This window comes from Glutamicibacter sp. AGC84 (assembly GCF_053543575.1).
The window spans coordinates 1-16,512 of record NZ_JBLVOC010000006.1; the positions used below are offsets into that span (position 1 = coordinate 1).

Genomic DNA, 16,512 nt, shown 5'->3' on the forward strand with positions numbered 1-16,512 from the left:
TTCAGTCGGGAATGACAGATAATACAAGTATGGGATTGTCCAGTAAGCTTCACACTTATGGATTCAATACCCATGTGAACCTTGATCTTGCCCCGGCTTTCCGGGGCAGGATCAGGTTTTCAGACACACTTTATTGCCTATAGCCCCAAACTCGCACCCTCCTCACGCCTGCCTGGGAGCTGTTGGCATGGCGTCAGGTTTGCAAGCGTGACGCTTGGTTTCGACCGGGGTTCAGTCCAGCAGCCACGGATTATGTGCCGGGTCGCCGAGCAAAGCAACAGTCGCTGCTTGAACACCTGGAAAAAATAATCGGCCGCATCTGGGTCCCAGTCAATGCTTCAAAGGAGAATGGGTGGTTCTTGTCTTCCAGTCGGCCGGCGGCACTGGTGTTGCGGTCGTTCGAAAATCCACCTGTAATTCAACTCACGAAAAAGCGAGTTTTGGCTAAATTCTGGCTTGTGAAACGAGGAAAACCGCTAAATCATGCGGATGTCTTTCTGCAACATGCAAAATCCTCGATTTTGCTTTTGGTTCGAACCCGTGTAACTTAGTTTCTTGTGATCAGCACGGGAAACAAAACATTCCCGGACCGATTGCAAAACGGTTAGTCCAGATGAAACAAGCTTTCTTCGGAACTTTACCGGGGTGTAGCTCAGCTTGGCTAGAGCGCGCGCTTTGGGAGCGTGAGGTCGCAGGTTCGAATCCTGTCACCCCGACTTTATGGCTGAAGCAATTCAGCCGTAGAATTGAGAACTGAGAGATCAGTCCTCGTGAGTGGCGGAAATTGAAAAATTCTCGGTATTCAAGCAAAACGGTTAGTTGGAGCAAAGCATCGCTTGATGCGGCTTCCTGGCTAATCGGGGTGTAGCTCAGCTTGGCTAGAGCGCGCGCTTTGGGAGCGTGAGGTCGCAGGTTCGAATCCTGTCACCCCGACTTTACGAGTGAAAAATCTTCGGATTCAGCTCGTGAAATTTGAGAGCTAAATATAATTTAGATCTTGTGATCACTAAGAACCGTAAAAAGTAACTAGTAAGCATCACAAACGATTAGTGGATACAGGATAACTCGGGTTAGACTGTTCACTGCTAATCGGGGTGTAGCTCAGCTTGGCTAGAGCGCGCGCTTTGGGAGCGTGAGGTCGCAGGTTCGAATCCTGTCACCCCGACTCTGTCGAACAACCCCGCAACGCCACCATGTTGCGGGGTTTTTTGCAGATTAGACCTAATATTAGACAACTCAGGAGTACAACGCTGTGAAGAGCGCCGTCGAAAACGTCAACCCGACCCGGGTTAAGCTGACCGTTGAAGTTCCTTACGAGGAACTGAAGCCCCGCGTCGATGAGGCGTACAAGACCATCGCTCAGCAGATTCAGATCCCAGGCTTCCGCAAGGGCAAAGTTCCTGCAAAGATGATCGACCAGCGCGTCGGTCGCGGCCATGTCATCGAGACTGCCGTCAACGAAGGTCTGAACGAGTACTACCAGAAGGCAATGGTTGAGAACGAACTCACCCCGCTGTCCCGCCCAGAGGTAGACATCACCGAATTGCCATCCCTCGAAAAGGAAGGCGAAGGCCAGCTGGTCTTCACCCTCGAGGTAGACGTACGTCCGAAGGTTGAACTTCCGGACTACAAGGGCATCGAAGTTTCTGTTGAGGCCAAGGAAGTTGCTGACGAGGACATCGAGAAGGCTCTCGACGATCTGCGCGGCCGCTTCGGCACCCTGAAGGAAGTTGAAGCTCCAGCAGCTGCAGACTCCTTCGTGACCATCGACCTGACCGCTGCTGTAGAAGGCGAAGAAGTCGACTCCGCACAGGGCCTGTCCTACCAGATCGGTTCCGGCAACATGCTTGAGGGCATGGACGAGGCTGTTACCGGCCTGTCTGCCGGCGAAGACGCAACCTTCGAGACCACCCTGGCTGGCGGCGAGCACGCCGGCAAGACCGCAACCGTCAAGGTTGTCGTCAACGCTGTGAAGCAGCGCGAACTGCCAGAAGCTAACGATGACTTCGCTCAGCTGGCTTCGGAATTCGACACCATCGCCGAGCTGCGCGAGAACCTGTCGAAGGACGCTGCAGAGGGCAAGGTTGTCGAGCAGGGCGTAGAGGCTCGCGAGCTGGTTCTGGACAAGCTGGTTGAACTGGTTGAGGTTCCTGTTCCTGCATCGGTTATCGATGAGCAGATCGAGCAGCACTTCAACGCACCAGACGCTGAAGCAGACCACGACACCGAAGAGCACCGCGCAGAGGTTCGCGAGAACACCGAGCGTGCTTTCAAGAACGAGATCATCCTCGACGCTGTTGCAGATGCTGAAGAAGTTGGCGTCGAGCAGTCCGAGCTGATCGACTACATCGTTCAGACCGCAGGCCAGTACGGCATGGAGCCAAACCAGTTTGCACAGATGCTGGACGGCGCAGGCCAGGTTCCAATGCTCATGGGCGAAGTTCGCCGCCGCAAGGCACTTGCAAAGGTTCTCGAGTTCGCTAAGGTTACCGATTCCAACGGTGCCGCAGTTGACCTGACCTCCTTCGTCAAGCCAGCCGGTGAAGAAGAAGCTGCTGAGGTTGAGGCCGAAGAGGCCAAGTAGTCTTCACTAAACTCTGATGGCCATCGGCCGCTTGTTCAAAACAAGCCGCCGATGGCCATTTTTGTTCGCTGCGGGCGTGCATCATGCGCCGTGAGCGAAACAGGGGCATGAAACGGCCCAAGAATGGCTTGAAGTAAGTAATCTCAAAGTAACCAGTTGTAGCTATGGGATTAGAAACAGAGATTCCAGAAACTGATCTACACGTTTGGAAGAGGTAGAGAACATGTCAAATGATTCGCGCACTCCCACTATGGCAGCCGCAGAGCCGGCCGGCCGTGATGACTACATCTACAACCGCCTGCTCAAGGAGCGCATCATCTGGCTGGGCTCCGACGTCCGCGACGACAATGCGAATGCCATTTGCTCGCAGTTGCTGCTGCTCTCGGCAGAGGATCCTGAGAAGGACATCTACCTGTACATCAACTCGCCAGGTGGATCGATCACCGCTGGCATGGCCATCTACGACACCATGAACTTCATCCCGAATGACGTCGTGACCGTAGCAACCGGTCTGGCCGCATCGATGGGCCAGTTCCTGCTGTCCTCGGGCACCCCGGGCAAGCGTTTCGCTACGCCGAACGCCCGCATCCTGATGCACCAGCCATCGGGCGGCATCGGCGGTACCGCCTCGGATATCAAGATCCAGGCTGAACTGATCATGCACATGAAGAAGGTCATGAGCGAGTTGACTGCAGAACAGACCGGTCAGACCGTGGAGCAGATCCTCATCGACAACCAGCGTGATAAGTGGTTCACCGCAGAAGATGGCTTGAAGTACGGCTTCTTCGATCAGATCGCAACCCACGCAGGCTCGGTCAACGGTTTCGTAGGCGACGACAACAAATAGTCGCACCGCATCGCTTGATACCCAAAGATTTGTCCTAGGAGAAAACCATGAACTTCAATCCGGAAGCCGTTAGCGGTCAGATGCCGTCGGCCCGCTACATCCTGCCACAGTTCGAAGAGCGCACCCCATACGGCTTCAAGCGCCAGGACCCATACGCAAAGCTATTCGAAGATCGCATCATCTTCCTCGGCGCCCAGGTTGATGACGCATCGGCCGATGACGTGATGGCCCAGCTGCTGGTCCTGGAATCCATGGACCCTGAGCGCGACGTTACCCTGTACATCAATTCGCCAGGTGGTTCCTTCACCGCGATGACTGCAATCTACGACACGATTCAGTTCATCCGCCCAGAGGTCCAGACCGTGTGCCTTGGCCAGGCGGCGTCCGCAGCAGCAGTACTGCTCGCAGCTGGTACCCCGGGCAAGCGTTTGGCCCTGCCTAACGCGCGCGTATTGATCCACCAGCCAGCAATGGGTGGCGGCGAACGCGGCACCGCGACTGACCTGCAGATCCAGGCCGAGGAAGTTATGCGCATGCGCAGCTGGCTGGAAGAGACCATTGCCTCCCACTCCGGCCAGGACGTTGAGAAGGTGCGCGGCGACGTGGAGCGTGACTTGTTCATGACTGCTAGCGAAGCCAAGGTGTACGGCATCGTAGACGAGGTATTGACTCCTCGTAAGCTGAACCGTGCTCAGCTGGGAAGCTAGCGCATACTTGGAATAATCCATGATGAATGGCGGTTTACCTAGTTGCTGGTCTGTCCAAAGGCAGACGGCACAACACAGGTAAACCGCCATATTCATCTAATTTGGGGGACTACTAGCCTAGAATTGAGTAAGTCCACAGCTACTCAAGTAAACGGGAGAATGGTGCGATGGGACGCATGGGTGAAGGCTCGGATCTGTTGAAATGCTCTTTCTGCGGGAAGAGCCAGAAGCAGGTTAAGAAGCTAATTGCAGGCCATGGTGTCTACATTTGTACTGAATGCATCGAACTCTGCAACGAAATCATCGCTGAAGAGTTCGCCGAAGAGCAGGTGCACGAAGAGTTCTCCTTGGCTAAGCCACGCGAGATCTTCAACTCGTTGCAGGAATACGTCATCGGCCAGGAGAACGCCAAGCGTGCTCTCTCGGTCGCTGTCTATAACCACTACAAGCGTATCCACGGCAACCAGGACCACGGTCCTGTTGCGGCGCTGACTAACGATGACCCGCTGGATGATGTGGAAGTCTCGAAGTCCAACATCATGCTTATTGGTCCTACCGGATGCGGTAAGACGTACCTGGCGCAGTCGCTGGCGAAGAAGCTGAATGTTCCTTTCGCTGTCGCCGACGCTACAAGCCTGACTGAAGCAGGCTACGTGGGTGAAGATGTGGAAAATATTCTTCTCAAGCTGCTTCAAGCTGCCGACTATGACGTCAAGAAGGCCGAGACCGGCATCATCTATATTGACGAGATCGACAAGATTTCCCGCAAGAGCGAGAACCCTTCGATCACCCGGGACGTTTCCGGTGAAGGCGTCCAGCAGGCGCTTCTGAAGATCCTTGAAGGCACTGTCGCTGCGGTGCCGCCCCAGGGTGGCCGCAAGCACCCTCACCAGGATTTCATTCAGCTCGACACCACCAATATCCTGTTCATCGTTGCCGGCGCCTTTGCCGGACTGGAAGAAATTATTTCTTCGCGGGCAGGGCAGAAAGGCATCGGTTTCGGTGCTCCGCTGAAAGCGCTGAAGTCGGAGACCGCTTCCTACTCGGATGTTCGGCCGGAAGACTTGCTCAAGTTCGGCCTGATTCCAGAATTCATTGGTCGCCTGCCGGTGATCACCACGGTGGAGCATCTGGATAAGGACGCGCTAGTGCGCGTACTGACCGAACCAAAGAACGCACTTCTCAAGCAGTACCAGAAGATGTTCCAGATGGATGGCGTAGCTTTGAGCTTCGACCAGTCGGCACTGGAAGCAATCGCAGAACAGGCTATTGCGCGTGAGACCGGCGCGCGTGGTTTGCGGTCGATTCTTGAGGAAACCCTTGGCGGCGTAATGTTCGACCTTCCAAGCCGCGACGATGTTGCCGAGGTGGTCATTACTCGGGCAACCGTCATTGACCGTGAAGATCCCACGTTGCTCTCTCACGCGATGGTGGCCAAGCGCGATATGAAGTCCGCCTAGCCGTATTCAAAAATTCTCTTCGGAAGAAAGTTGGTAGTTCATGGCTGAACGTCAGCAAGTAGATTTTTGGTTCGATCCAATCTGCCCGTTCGCTTGGGCGACGAGCCGCTGGATCAAGGAAGTGGAGAAGGTCCGCGACATCGACGTGAACTGGAACGTCATGAGCCTCTCGATGCTTAACGAAGGCCGCGACCTTCCAGCTGACTACCGCGCCAAGATGGACATCTCATGGGGGCCGGTGCGGGTGGTCACGCGTGCTGCCCAGGAACACGGCGAGGGAGTCAAGGACAGCTTGTACACCGCCATGGGTGAACTATTCCATTACGAGAAGATCGAAGATCGTGATGAAGTCATCGCCAAGGCGCTGAAGAAGGCGGGATTGCCGGCGGAACTCGCTGAAGCTGCGAATACCGATGCCAACGATGACGTGCTGCGCTCGAGCCACGAGGCAGGCATCAACTTGGTGGGGCAGGATGTAGGCACGCCAATCGTCGCCGTTGATGGCGTTGCTTTCTTCGGTCCGGTCATTACCCGTATTCCAACTGGGGAAGATGCAGGAAAGATGTTTGACGCTGCGGCGCAGCTCGCATCCTTCCCGTACTTCTTCGAAATGAAGCGCACTCGTACCGAAAGCCCGGTTTTCGACTAAGCGGGAATTTTCTGTTCCAAGGACGTTGTCTCATTGCGAGGCAGCGTCCTTGGTTTTTAATCAGTGAAGGCGCTTGGCATGGAGGGCCGGGTGTTCGCCCTCCGATGCCACTAATCCACGGGACGATTGGCTATCCGCCGACGGAGGAAGGTGCGCCATCAAGGCGCCGATCCGCATGGGCCGGACCAGTATTCTGTGCATCCGCCATTCGTTGCACCGGTGCTTCACCTTCTCGTCGGATCGCGGAGCACGCGGTTCATATTGGCCAGGGACGGTTCCGCAGTCCAATTGGTGCGTCGTTCGAACCTCCGTTTCTTAGGCTCGGATGATGACTCATCAATCCAGGGCAACGGCGCGCGGCGGGCGGACAGTTCAAGCTGCCTTTGCAGAGTGCGCAGGCGTCATCGGATTGCAAGGCAAGTCGTGGAGGTAGGCCGTCGGCATCGGCAACCGGCTCTATTGGGTGTCGAATAAGTCCAATTTTAAAGCCTAATTAATGCATATTTTTTCCTACAGGGCAGACATCGCGGAGCCGGGAAAGTATCTGTTACCGAAGCTTCTATTTCATATATTCAGACACGCTTCTCCGGTCTCGCGCGGCAAGGCCGGACTCTGGGCGTGTGATTCGGCTCACTGGTATTCAGGGGCTGGTTTGAAATCACCAGAAATGCACGGGCTCATTCGAAGGGGAGTCGTGGCGCCGGGGAATCGATTGAAAGTATCTGTTTCAAAACTATTTCGCTTCACAACTTGGTGGCCGTTGCAGGTCGGTGACGCGGCGGGCGGAGGAAAATATTCCTGTAGAAAATGCTTGAAGTGTGTGTTTGACTGTTTCCCACGAGTGCAACAGCACCCCCATCGATAGTGGCAAAGAAGCCACTGGACAAGGAGTTAAATCGTGCAGATTCGTTCTCTAATTACGGATTCATCCAAGGGCAAGGGGCGCCACAAGCTTGCAAGCGCCGCGGTTCTTGCAGGCGCGCTGATGCTCGGCGTGGCACCGATGGCCTCGGCAACGCCGACGACCACTGGTGGCGACGTCGAGTCAATCACGATCTCGGAACAGAAGGCTGACGCAGCGGTATCCTACTGGACCGCGGATCGGATGAAAGCCGCAAAGAACGCAGATTCACTCGTAGCTGGCAAGTCGGGTTCGGCTGCCAAGGTTGAAGCCGGCAAGCCGGCCAAGGTCGCCGGTCATGGCGCGCAGGCGGCAGCCGGAAAGCAGGCCCAAACGAAGGGTGGCAAGACTCGCGCTACCCAGGAAACACCGGTTTCGCACATCGGCAAGGTGTTCTTCACTCTCGGCGGATCAGACTACGTGTGCTCTGGCAACGCTGTCGTCTCCGCCAACGAGTCGACGGTCTCCACCGCTGGCCACTGCCTGAATGAAGGACCCGGTTCATTCGCAACCCGTTGGGTCTTCGTTCCAGCCTATGAAAACGGCAAAGCACCCTACGGTTCCTTCGCAGCGACCGAGCTGGTGGCACCAACTGAATGGTCAAATGGCGGGGACATCACCTATGACACAGGCTTCGCCGTGGTCAGCTCCAGCGGTGGTGCGTCCTTGACTGATGCTGTTGGCGCTTCGGGGGTCGCCTTCAACCAGGCGCGCGGAGAGTACTACACTGCTTACGGCTACCCAGCTGCTTCGCCATTCAACGGCGAGACCTTGCAATCGTGCAGCGGATACTCCAGCGACGATCCGTTTGGCCAGTCCCAGTCCCAAGGCATTCCATGCAACATGACCGGCGGCTCGTCCGGTGGCCCATGGTTCCTGGGGAGTGGATCTAACGGCTACCAGAACTCTGTGAACAGCTTCGGCTACAGCTCGGTGCGCGACACCATGTTCGGACCGTACTGGGGCTCGGTGATCCAGCAGGCATACCAGAGCGCGCAGAACTAAGCACTAATAACCCAGCAGCTGGACATCGATGGGGATCCAGCTGCTGGCTGCAAGTAGATGGGAAGAGAAGATGACCGACGGAAATTCGCCAGCTGCCGGGTCAGAAGACTCGGTCCAGAAGCATCGTCTTGAGTCCAGCGCGGAAGACCAACTGGAACACTTCACCGGCGAACGTCGACGCGCGGCTCGGCCCATGGAGAAAACCGTCCAGTCTCCACCCGAGACGGATGACCCTGATGCGGGGGAGGAGCAAGGGCAGAAATAGCAAAACCGGTTGCCATCCCGATGACGGGATGGCAACCGGTTTTTCTGGTTCAACTGCTATTCGGTTTCTTCAGCCGGAGCCAATTCAACGTTGGTGACAGTCATTTCACCGTCGGCTTCAACCAGGGTCAGCTCACGGGCGTTCGCCGCGGACTTCAAGTCCTCGAATCCTGCCTTGAGCTGCGCAACCTGAGACGCTGGAGCGTGGATCTCGCCCGAGAGCACTTCGGTACGCTGCTTGACCTTCGCATCGGACTTGGCCTTGCGGATGCCCGAGAGAGCGACGCCAACCAGTGGCAGTACCGCCGGGTCGGAGCCCTCCACTGCAGCGGACAAGTGCCCGGTGCTTGGCCACTGGGTCAGGTGCACCGACCCGGTGCGCCACCAACCCCAAACCTCTTCGGTAGCGAATGGCAGGAATGGCGCGAACAGCCGCAGCACGGAATCAAGGGTGGTGGCCAGGGTAGCCAGAACCGACGCCTGCTCGGCTTCGCCGTGGCCGCCGTAGGCGCGGTCCTTGACCAATTCGACGTAGTCGTCGGTGAACGACCAGAAGAACGACTCGGTGATATCCAGCGCGCGAGCATAGTCGTAGTTGTCGAAAGCGCGCTGGGCGTCTTCGATAACGGTCGACAGGCGAGCGAGCAGCGAACGATCCAGCCCGTTGGTGACTACCGAAGCGTCATCGGTCAAGACGTTGGCGTCGGTCGCGCCCAAGTTCAGCACGAACTTCGAGGCGTTGAGGATCTTGATGGCCAGGCGGCGGCCGATCTTCATCTGGTTGATTTCATACGCGGTATCGGCACCCAGCTTGGCACTGGCCGCCCAGTAGCGTACGGCGTCCGCGCCGAACTTATCCAGGACTTCGTTAGGTACAACCACGTTGCCCTTGGACTTGGACATCTTCTTGCGGTCCGGATCCAGGATCCAGCCCGAAATCGCAGCGTGCTTCCACGGAGCGTTGCCGTGCAGGGAATCTGCGCGAACCGCGGTGGAGAACAGCCAAGTACGGATGATGTCGTGGCCCTGCGGGCGCAGGTCGAAGGGGTAGACCTTCGAGAAGAACTCGTCGTCACGGCCCCAACGGCCAGCGATTTGCGGGGTCAGCGAGCTGGTTGCCCAGGTGTCCAGGACATCGGCATCGCCAATGAAGCCGTTAGCGGAGCCGCGCTGGTCCTCGGTGTAGCCGGTCGGCGCGTCTGCTGCCGGGTCAACCGGAAGCTGGTCGATGGTCGGCAACAGCGGCGCATCGTAGTTCGGTTCGCCGTGCTCGTTGACCTGGTACCACACTGGCACTGGTACGCCGAAGAAGCGCTGGCGGGAAACGAGCCAGTCGCCGTTCAGGCCCGAAACCCAGTTTTCGTAGCGCGAGCGCATGAACGACGGGTGGAAATCAATTTCCTGGCCGCGTGCGATCATCTGGTTGCGGCGTTCTTCATCACGGCCGCCGTTGCGGATGTACCACTGGCGCGAGGTCACGATTTCCAGCGGCTTGTCGCCCTTTTCGAAGAAGTTCACCGGACGGGAAATCTTCTTCGGCTCGCCATCAAGCAGGCCCGCGTCGGAAAGCATCTCGACGACGGTTTCCTTGGCGGAGAACACGGTCTTTGCCGAAATCTGGGCGTACGCTTCCTTGCCGGCCTCGGTGGTGATCCACTCGGGGGTGTCTGCAAGGATGCGGCCGTCGCGTCCAATGATCGGACGGGTTGGCAGCTGCAGTTCGCGCCACCAGGTCACGTCGGTCAAGTCGCCAAACGTGCACACCATGGCAATGCCAGAACCCTTGTCGGCCTGGGCCAATGGGTGCGGGTGGACGGTGACGGGAACTCCGAAGATCGGCGAGGTCACGGTCTTGCCGAACAAGTGCTGGTAGCGCTCGTCATCCGGGTGGGCCACTAGCGCGGCGCAAGCAGCGAGCAGTTCCGGGCGGGTGGTCTCGATGAAGACCTGCTCGCCGTTTTCAGCGTCGAATGCATAACGGTAGTAGGCGCCGGGCATTTCCCGGTCTTCGAGTTCGGCCTGGGCCACTGCGGTACGGAAGGTCACGTCCCACAGGGTTGGAGCTTCAGCCATGTAGGCGTCGCCCTTTGCCAGGTTGTCCAGGAAGGCGCGCTGCGAAGTTGCACGCGAATTGTCGTCGATCGTGCGGTAGGTCATGCGCCAGTCCACCGAAAGGCCCAGGGTGGTGAACAGCTGCTCGAAGACCTTTTCGTCTTCGACCGCCAGCTCTTCACAGATCTCGATGAAGTTCTTGCGGCTGATGACATCCCAGTCGCGCTGGTTCTTCGCAGGCTTTTCCGGTGGACGGTAGCCCTCGATGTACGGCTTGGTCGGGTCGCAACGGACGCCGAAGTAGTTCTGCACGCGGCGCTCGGTAGGCAAGCCGTTGTCATCCCAACCAAGTGGGTAGAACACGTTCTTGCCGATCATGCGCTGGTAGCGAGCCAACACGTCGGTCTGCGTGTACGAGAACATGTGTCCTACGTGCAGCGAACCCGAAGCGGTTGGCGGGGGAGTGTCGATGGAGTACACGGCTTCGCGAGTCGTGTCCTCATTGAAGTGATAGGTGCCCTCGGTGCGCCACCGGGACGAAAGACGTTCTTCCAAGCCTTCCAAAGCGGGCTTGTCAGGAACGGAAACCGTTGCGGGCGTGTCTGTGCCCAAGTTTTCTTCTGCCATACGTCTATTCTTCCATGTTTTGCCCGGCGCACAGTCATTGTTGCCCATGGCTTGCACCACGCCGCTGTCCAGCCGGGACCAGCTGGATCAAAAGCCTGTGCCGGACCGGCGGCCCTTGGCTCAGCCGTCCTGCCGCGAACGCCGAATCGCCTTGTCGCCCGCACCAGCGGCACGGTGCACCCGGGCATAGCAGCGCCGTCTGGCGTTGGCGCATTCCTGCATGGCTCCGCTTACGCAAGATATTCCCTCCGATTGCATTCCTCCGGCAGCCGCGCCAGCTGCACGTTACCGCCGCGCAGTAGGCGCAGGCGGGACAGCATCGGCCATGGCCCTGGCGGCACCGCCGACGCTCGCCGCCCTGGATTCCAGGCCCTGGCCCGGAAGAAAATCTTGCCGCATGAAATGTAAGAGAAATTCATGCCTTACCAACTGGTAATGATCTGGTTCTACAGTTGACGTATGACAATTACAGATAAGACTTCTTCCCGTTCGGCCGTTGTTACCGGAGCTTCCAGCGGAATTGGCCAGGCAACAGTCCGTGCGTTGCGCGCACAAGGATGGACCGTCTTCGCAGTAGCCCGCCGGGCCGACCGCTTGGAAAAGCTCGCCGCTGAATGCGGTGCGATCGCGGTGCCAGCAGATGTCAGCGTGCAGGCAGATGTCGACGCACTGGTAGAAACGGTCACCGCGCATGGCGGCGCAGATACGCTGGTCAATTGCGCCGGCGGTGCGCGTGGAACCGAAACCTGGGCCGACGCGGTCGATGACAACTGGGACTTCATGTGGCAAGCCAATGTCATGGGAACCATGCGCTTGACCCGTGCACTGCTGCCCCAGCTTCGCGAGGCGCGAGGCACCGTCTTGAACGTTACCTCCACCGCCGCACTGGCCAGCTACGAAGGCGGCAGCGGCTACAACGCGGCAAAGGCCGCTGAACGTGCCATGACCCAGGCGCTTCGTCTTGAAGAAGTCGAGAACGGGCTGCGGGTAATCGAGATCCTGCCCGGCCTGGTGCAGACAGAAGAGTTCGCGCTCCGTCGTCTGGGAAGCCAGAGCGCCGCCGACAACGTCTACGCCGGTGTGGAGAATCCCTTGACCGGTGAAGACGTTGCCGAAGTCATCCGCTATGCGGTCAGCGCCCCGGCCCACGTGAATCTGGATGAAATTGTCATCCGCCCGCAGGCGCAGGCCGCCAACCACAAGCTAGTGCGCAGCGCCAAATAGGCGCCCAACAACATCGGTGAGGATCAATTCATGAGTCAAGCGACCCAGCAGAAGATACATGTTGTCGCAACATCCCACGGCACGGACAACGCCAACGGGCAGCAACTAATCCATGATCTGCGTGCCGACCTGGAACGGCGGAGCGAAGAGCGATTCCCGGTGCAGCTTGTCTGGCACGAAGCCTATGTGGATGTCCAAGAGCCCCGGCTTGAAACGGTTATCGCCGGTTTGCCTGAAGGCGAGCCGGCAGTGGTCTTGCCGCTGCTGGTCTCCGACGGCGTTCATACGACGCACGACATTGCGCAGGCGGTCGCCTCGCGCGCGGGAACCTCCGCCGCCCTGCCATTGGGTCCGCTGCCGGAGCTGGCCCAAGTCCTGGCGCAACGCGCCGCAGGGCACCTGGCCAACGACCCGCTCGTTGTCTTGGCGGCGGCGGGCACGAGATTGGAAGTCGGCCAAAACCAGGTCAAGAATCTCGCCGAGCAGCTCGCTGTCCTATTGGAGCGCGAAGTGCAGGTGGGCTACTGCGCAGGGGCCCAGCCGCGGATCGCTGACGTCGTGGGAAATGCTGCCGCGCGTCCAGTGCTCGTGCTCAGCTCGCTGCTCGCCGACGGATTCTTCCAGCAGAAGCTGGCTAGCACGGGGGCAGGCGTGGTGACAAGCCCCCTGCTTCCTGACGTAATGATTGCTCAATGTTTCCTTGTGCGACTGCAAAAGGCGCTCGAAGAGGAGCTTTTCATGTCTCCAGATGACGAAGTCCTAACTCGTTAGGCAACGCGTAGCCATGTGACACCGGCAGGTTGCCGACCTCCTGGGGGCAGTTCCTACGCTGGTGGACATGACGCAGACAACCACACCAGTTCGCTCCACAAGAGCGGCAAAACCCAACGGCCAATGGAAAATCGACGGCCCTGCCCCGTTGAATGCCAACGAAGAGATGAAGGCCGCCGACAACGGCCTGAACGTGCGCCAGCGCATTGAGGAAATCTACTCGAAGCAGGGCTTCGATTCCATTGAACCCGAGGATCTGCACGGCCGCTTCCGCTGGTGGGGCCTCTACACCCAGCGTGCCCAGGGGATCCCCGGCGGCAAGACGGCGACGCTGAGCCCAGAAGAACTTGAAGACCGCTACTTCATGCTGCGCGTGCGCATCGACGGCGGCGCCCTGACCACCGAGCAGCTGCGCGTCATCGGCCAGATCTCCACCGACTTCGCCCGCGACACCGCCGACCTGACAGATCGCCAGAACGTCCAGCTGCACTGGATCGACGTCGTCGATGTCCCGGAGATCTGGCAGCGGCTGGAAGCCGTCGGCCTGCACACCACCGAGGCCTGCGGCGACGTGCCCCGTGTCATCCTCGGCTCTCCGGTGGCAGGCATCAGCAAGGACGAGATCATCGATCCCAGCCCGGTGATCGCCGAAATTTCCCGCCGCTACATCGGCAAGCCGGAATTCGCGAACCTCCCGCGCAAATTCAAGACCGCCATCACCGGCCACCCAAGCCAGGATGTCGTCCACGAAATCAACGACATCGCCTTGATCGGCACCGTCCACCCGCAGCTCGGCCCCGGATACGACCTGTGGGTTGGCGGCGGGCTGTCGGCAAACCCCCGCCTGGGCGAACGCCTCGGCGCCTTCGTGACCGAAGAGCAGGCACCGGATGTCTGGGAAGGCGTAGTTTCCATCTTCCGGGACTACGGATACCGCCGCTTGCGCAACCGCGCACGCCTGAAGTTCCTGCTGGCCGAATGGGGCACGGAAAAAATGCGCCATGTGCTGCAAGATGAGTACCTGGGCTACGAGCTGCCCGACGGCCCGTTGCCGGAGCAGCCCACCGAAGCAGGAGACCACAGCGGAGTCAACGAGCAGAAGGACGGCAAGTTCTACATCGGGTTGACCGCTCCGGCTGGCCGCGTATCCGGTACAGCGCTGACCGGCCTTGCCGATTTGGCCGAAGCCCATGGATCCACCCGGCTGCGCACCACCCCGCACCAGAAGATCATCGCCCTGGACATCGCCGAAGAGCAGGTGCAGGACTTCGTCGCTTCGGCCCGCGCCCTGGGCCTGGAGGCATTCCCCAGCTTGTTCAAGCGTTCGGCCATTGCCTGCACCGGTATCGAATTCTGCAAGCTGGCCATTGTGGACACCAAAGACACCATGATTGACGCGGTAGCAAAAATCGAGGATCGCCTGGCCGACCACGAGGGCAAGCTGCCTCGCCAGCTGTCTCTGCACGTCAACGGCTGCCCGAACTCCTGCGCCCGCATCCAAACCGCGGACCTCGGATTCAAGGGGCAGCTGATTACCAACGACCAGGGTGAACAGGTCTCCGGATTCCAGGTTCACCTCGGTGGCACCCTGGCCGGTTTCGAAAATGGCGAAGCCGCCCTGGGGCGCACGGTGCGCGGGCTCAAGGTCGCGGCTGATGAATTGCCCGAATACGTGGAGCGGGTAGTGAAGAACTACTCGGCCTCGGCTGCCGAAGGGGAATCCTTCGCTGCCTGGGCCCACCGAGCTGAAGAGGATGAGCTGAAATGAGCAAGCCGACCCCAGTACGTACCCGCAGCGAGGCTGAACTGCGGCGCATCGCCAAGCTGGGCGCCGCCGAGCTGGGCTGGGATGCCACAGCGGACCAGGTCGTCGCTTTCGCAGCTGAGCACCTCGACGCCGACGAGGTAGCGGTGGCCTGCTCGATGGCCGATGCCGTGCTGCCGCACCTGGTCTGCGCGCAGCTGCCCAAGGTCGATGTGCTGTTCCTGGAAACCGGATACCACTTTGCCGAAACCCACGGAACCCGCGACGAAGTGGCTCGCACGCTGGACGTGAACATCGTCGACGTGCTGCCTGCCTTGACCGTGGCCGAACAGGATGCGAAGTTCGGCAAGGACCTGTTCTCCCGGGATCCGGCCGCCTGCTGCCAGCTGCGCAAGATGGACCCGCTGGCCAGATCCCTGTCCGGATACAGCGCGTGGTTCACCGGGGTACGCCGTGACGAAGCTGAGACCCGCATCAACACGCCCCTGGTCGCTTTCGACGAGAAGCACGGACTGGTCAAATTCAATCCCGTGGCGCCCTGGAGCTTCGATCAGCTGATCGACTACGCCACCGGGCACCAAGTACCCGTGAACCTGCTGCTGTCCAACGGCTACCCGTCCATCGGATGCCAGCCTTGCACCCGGCCGGTAGCCGAGGGCGAGGACCCGCGGGCTGGCCGCTGGGCCGGGCTGAATAAAACCGAATGCGGAATCCACGTCTAAGGAGCGAATCATGACCATCACCGCTAACGCGCCCGCAGGCACCCAGCGCAGCGTCCTGGACGCCCTGGAAGCCGAATCAATCCACATCATCCGCGAAGTGCTCGCCGAATTCGACAAGCCCGGACTGCTGTTCTCCGGCGGCAAGGACTCCGTAGTCGTCCTGCACCTGCTGGCCAAGGCCGTCTCCCCGGGCCGCGTGCCCATCCCCGTCGTGCACATCGACACCGGCCACAACTTCGCCGAGGTGCTCAACTTCCGCGACGCGGTCGTGGAAAAGTACGGGCTGAACCTCGTCGTCGGCTCCGTGCAGGAGTACATCGACCGCGGAGAGCTGGCCGAGCTGCCCGACGGCACCCGCAACCGCCTGCAGACCCGGGTCCTGCTGGACACCATCGAATCCAACGGCTTCGACGTGGTCTTCGGCGGGGCGCGCCGCGATGAGGACAAGGCCCGCGCCAAGGAGCGCATCCTGTCCCTGCGCGACGAGTTCGGCGTCTGGGATCCGCGCAACCAGCGCCCGGAAATCTGGAGCCTGTACAACGGGCGGCACGAGCCGGATTGGCATGTGCGCGCCTTCCCGATTTCCAACTGGACCGAACGCGATATCTGGGCCTACATCCAGCGCGAGAACATCGAGCTGCCGCCGATCTACTTCGCGCACTGCCGCCAGGTCTTCGAACGCGACGGGATGTGGCGGGCACTGACCAGCGTCAGCCAGCCCAACGCCGATGAGCCGGTCGTCGTCAAGCAGGTGCGCTACCGCACCGTGGGCGACGCCAGCTGCACCGGGGCGGTGCTCTCCGCCGCCGACACCGTGGCGAAGGTGCTCGATGAATTGGCCGTCGCCACCATCACCGAACGCGGAGCCACCCGCGCCGACGACCGTATTTCCGCCGCGGGAATGGAAGACCGCAAGACCGAAGGGTACTTCTAA

The 16,512-nt window shown here is 59.5% G+C and carries 13 protein-coding genes and 3 tRNA genes; 15 read left to right on the forward strand and 1 reads right to left on the reverse strand.

Annotated elements, in window-relative coordinates; translation table 11 throughout:
* Positions 1-641 precede the first annotated feature (641 nt).
* The 10 genes from ACNPN0_RS03915 to ACNPN0_RS03960 all read left to right on the forward strand — a co-directional run bounded on the left by ACNPN0_RS03915 (position 642) and on the right by ACNPN0_RS03960 (position 8,418).
* Positions 642-716, forward strand: a tRNA-Pro gene (locus ACNPN0_RS03915).
* A gap of 142 nt (positions 717-858) precedes the next feature.
* Positions 859-933 (forward strand) — tRNA-Pro (locus ACNPN0_RS03920).
* Positions 934-1,090: 157 nt separating this feature from the next.
* A tRNA-Pro gene (locus ACNPN0_RS03925) sits at positions 1,091-1,165 on the forward strand.
* An 87-nt stretch (positions 1,166-1,252) separates the two neighbouring features.
* Positions 1,253-2,584, forward strand: coding sequence for a trigger factor (tig, locus tag ACNPN0_RS03930; protein WP_105658461.1), 1,332 nt, complete (start codon positions 1,253-1,255; stop codon positions 2,582-2,584).
* Positions 2,585-2,807: 223 nt separating this feature from the next.
* Positions 2,808-3,431 (forward strand): ATP-dependent Clp protease proteolytic subunit, encoded by a 624-nt coding sequence (locus ACNPN0_RS03935; RefSeq protein ID WP_286134321.1) that lies wholly within the window; start codon positions 2,808-2,810, stop codon positions 3,429-3,431.
* A gap of 47 nt (positions 3,432-3,478) precedes the next feature.
* Positions 3,479-4,138, forward strand: a complete 660-nt coding sequence (locus ACNPN0_RS03940) for an ATP-dependent Clp protease proteolytic subunit (protein WP_105658463.1) — start codon at positions 3,479-3,481, stop codon at positions 4,136-4,138.
* 167 nt (positions 4,139-4,305) lie between these two features.
* A complete protein-coding gene (clpX, locus tag ACNPN0_RS03945; protein WP_105658464.1) occupies positions 4,306-5,598 on the forward strand; it encodes an ATP-dependent Clp protease ATP-binding subunit ClpX in 1,293 nt (430 codons plus the stop codon).
* Between the two features lie 40 nt (positions 5,599-5,638).
* Positions 5,639-6,247 carry a mycothiol-dependent nitroreductase Rv2466c family protein gene (locus tag ACNPN0_RS03950; RefSeq protein ID WP_105658465.1) on the forward strand — a complete coding sequence of 203 codons (609 nt, stop codon included), beginning with the start codon at positions 5,639-5,641 and terminating at the stop codon, positions 6,245-6,247.
* 898 nt (positions 6,248-7,145) lie between these two features.
* Positions 7,146-8,153, forward strand: a complete 1,008-nt coding sequence (locus ACNPN0_RS03955) for a trypsin-like serine peptidase (RefSeq protein WP_448937281.1) — start codon at positions 7,146-7,148, stop codon at positions 8,151-8,153.
* A gap of 70 nt (positions 8,154-8,223) precedes the next feature.
* The gene (locus ACNPN0_RS03960) at positions 8,224-8,418 is read left to right on the forward strand and encodes a hypothetical protein (RefSeq protein WP_146112904.1); all 195 of its coding nucleotides are present in this window, start codon (positions 8,224-8,226) and stop codon (positions 8,416-8,418) included.
* Positions 8,419-8,474: 56 nt separating this feature from the next.
* Here ACNPN0_RS03960 and valS read toward each other — a convergent pair whose 3' ends face one another.
* Complete coding sequence (valS, locus tag ACNPN0_RS03965) at positions 8,475-11,096, reverse strand: valine--tRNA ligase (RefSeq protein WP_105658467.1); 2,622 nt, start codon at positions 11,094-11,096, stop codon at positions 8,475-8,477.
* 459 nt (positions 11,097-11,555) lie between these two features.
* Here valS and ACNPN0_RS03970 point away from each other — a divergent pair, with 459 nt between their 5' ends.
* The 5 genes from ACNPN0_RS03970 (at position 11,556) to cysD (ending at position 16,512) form a co-directional block, all read left to right on the forward strand.
* Positions 11,556-12,320: an SDR family oxidoreductase gene (locus ACNPN0_RS03970; protein WP_105658468.1), complete on the forward strand. Its 765-nt coding sequence runs from the start codon at positions 11,556-11,558 to the stop codon at positions 12,318-12,320.
* A gap of 30 nt (positions 12,321-12,350) precedes the next feature.
* The gene (locus ACNPN0_RS03975; protein WP_105658469.1) at positions 12,351-13,091 is read left to right on the forward strand and encodes a sirohydrochlorin chelatase; all 741 of its coding nucleotides are present in this window, start codon (positions 12,351-12,353) and stop codon (positions 13,089-13,091) included.
* Between the two features lie 67 nt (positions 13,092-13,158).
* Positions 13,159-14,859 carry a nitrite/sulfite reductase gene (locus tag ACNPN0_RS03980; protein ID WP_332594709.1) on the forward strand — a complete coding sequence of 567 codons (1,701 nt, stop codon included), beginning with the start codon at positions 13,159-13,161 and terminating at the stop codon, positions 14,857-14,859.
* A complete protein-coding gene (locus ACNPN0_RS03985; RefSeq protein ID WP_105658471.1) occupies positions 14,856-15,578 on the forward strand; it encodes a phosphoadenylyl-sulfate reductase in 723 nt (240 codons plus the stop codon). The genes ACNPN0_RS03980 and ACNPN0_RS03985 overlap by 4 nt, the downstream gene beginning before the upstream one ends.
* A 10-nt stretch (positions 15,579-15,588) precedes the next feature.
* On the forward strand, positions 15,589-16,512 hold the full coding sequence (gene cysD / locus ACNPN0_RS03990) for a sulfate adenylyltransferase subunit CysD (RefSeq protein WP_105658472.1): 924 nt from the start codon (positions 15,589-15,591) through the stop codon (positions 16,510-16,512).

Bases quoted from the DNA above. Each gene is read 5' to 3' on its own strand.
- ACNPN0_RS03960 (WP_146112904.1), top strand. From the start codon at position 8,224: ATGACCGACGGAAATTCGCCAGCTGCCGGGTCAGAAGACTCGGTCCAG.
- cysD (WP_105658472.1), top strand. From the start codon at position 15,589: ATGACCATCACCGCTAACGCGCCCGCAGGCACCCAGCGCAGCGTCCTG.
- ACNPN0_RS03970 (WP_105658468.1), top strand. From the start codon at position 11,556: ATGACAATTACAGATAAGACTTCTTCCCGTTCGGCCGTTGTTACCGGA.
- ACNPN0_RS03935 (WP_286134321.1), top strand. From the start codon at position 2,808: ATGTCAAATGATTCGCGCACTCCCACTATGGCAGCCGCAGAGCCGGCC.
- clpX (WP_105658464.1), top strand. From the start codon at position 4,306: ATGGGACGCATGGGTGAAGGCTCGGATCTGTTGAAATGCTCTTTCTGC.
- ACNPN0_RS03950 (WP_105658465.1), top strand. From the start codon at position 5,639: ATGGCTGAACGTCAGCAAGTAGATTTTTGGTTCGATCCAATCTGCCCG.
- valS (WP_105658467.1), bottom strand. From the start codon at position 11,096: ATGGCAGAAGAAAACTTGGGCACAGACACGCCCGCAACGGTTTCCGTT.
- ACNPN0_RS03975 (WP_105658469.1), top strand. From the start codon at position 12,351: ATGAGTCAAGCGACCCAGCAGAAGATACATGTTGTCGCAACATCCCAC.
- ACNPN0_RS03980 (WP_332594709.1), top strand. From the start codon at position 13,159: ATGACGCAGACAACCACACCAGTTCGCTCCACAAGAGCGGCAAAACCC.
- ACNPN0_RS03940 (WP_105658463.1), top strand. From the start codon at position 3,479: ATGAACTTCAATCCGGAAGCCGTTAGCGGTCAGATGCCGTCGGCCCGC.
- ACNPN0_RS03985 (WP_105658471.1), top strand. From the start codon at position 14,856: ATGAGCAAGCCGACCCCAGTACGTACCCGCAGCGAGGCTGAACTGCGG.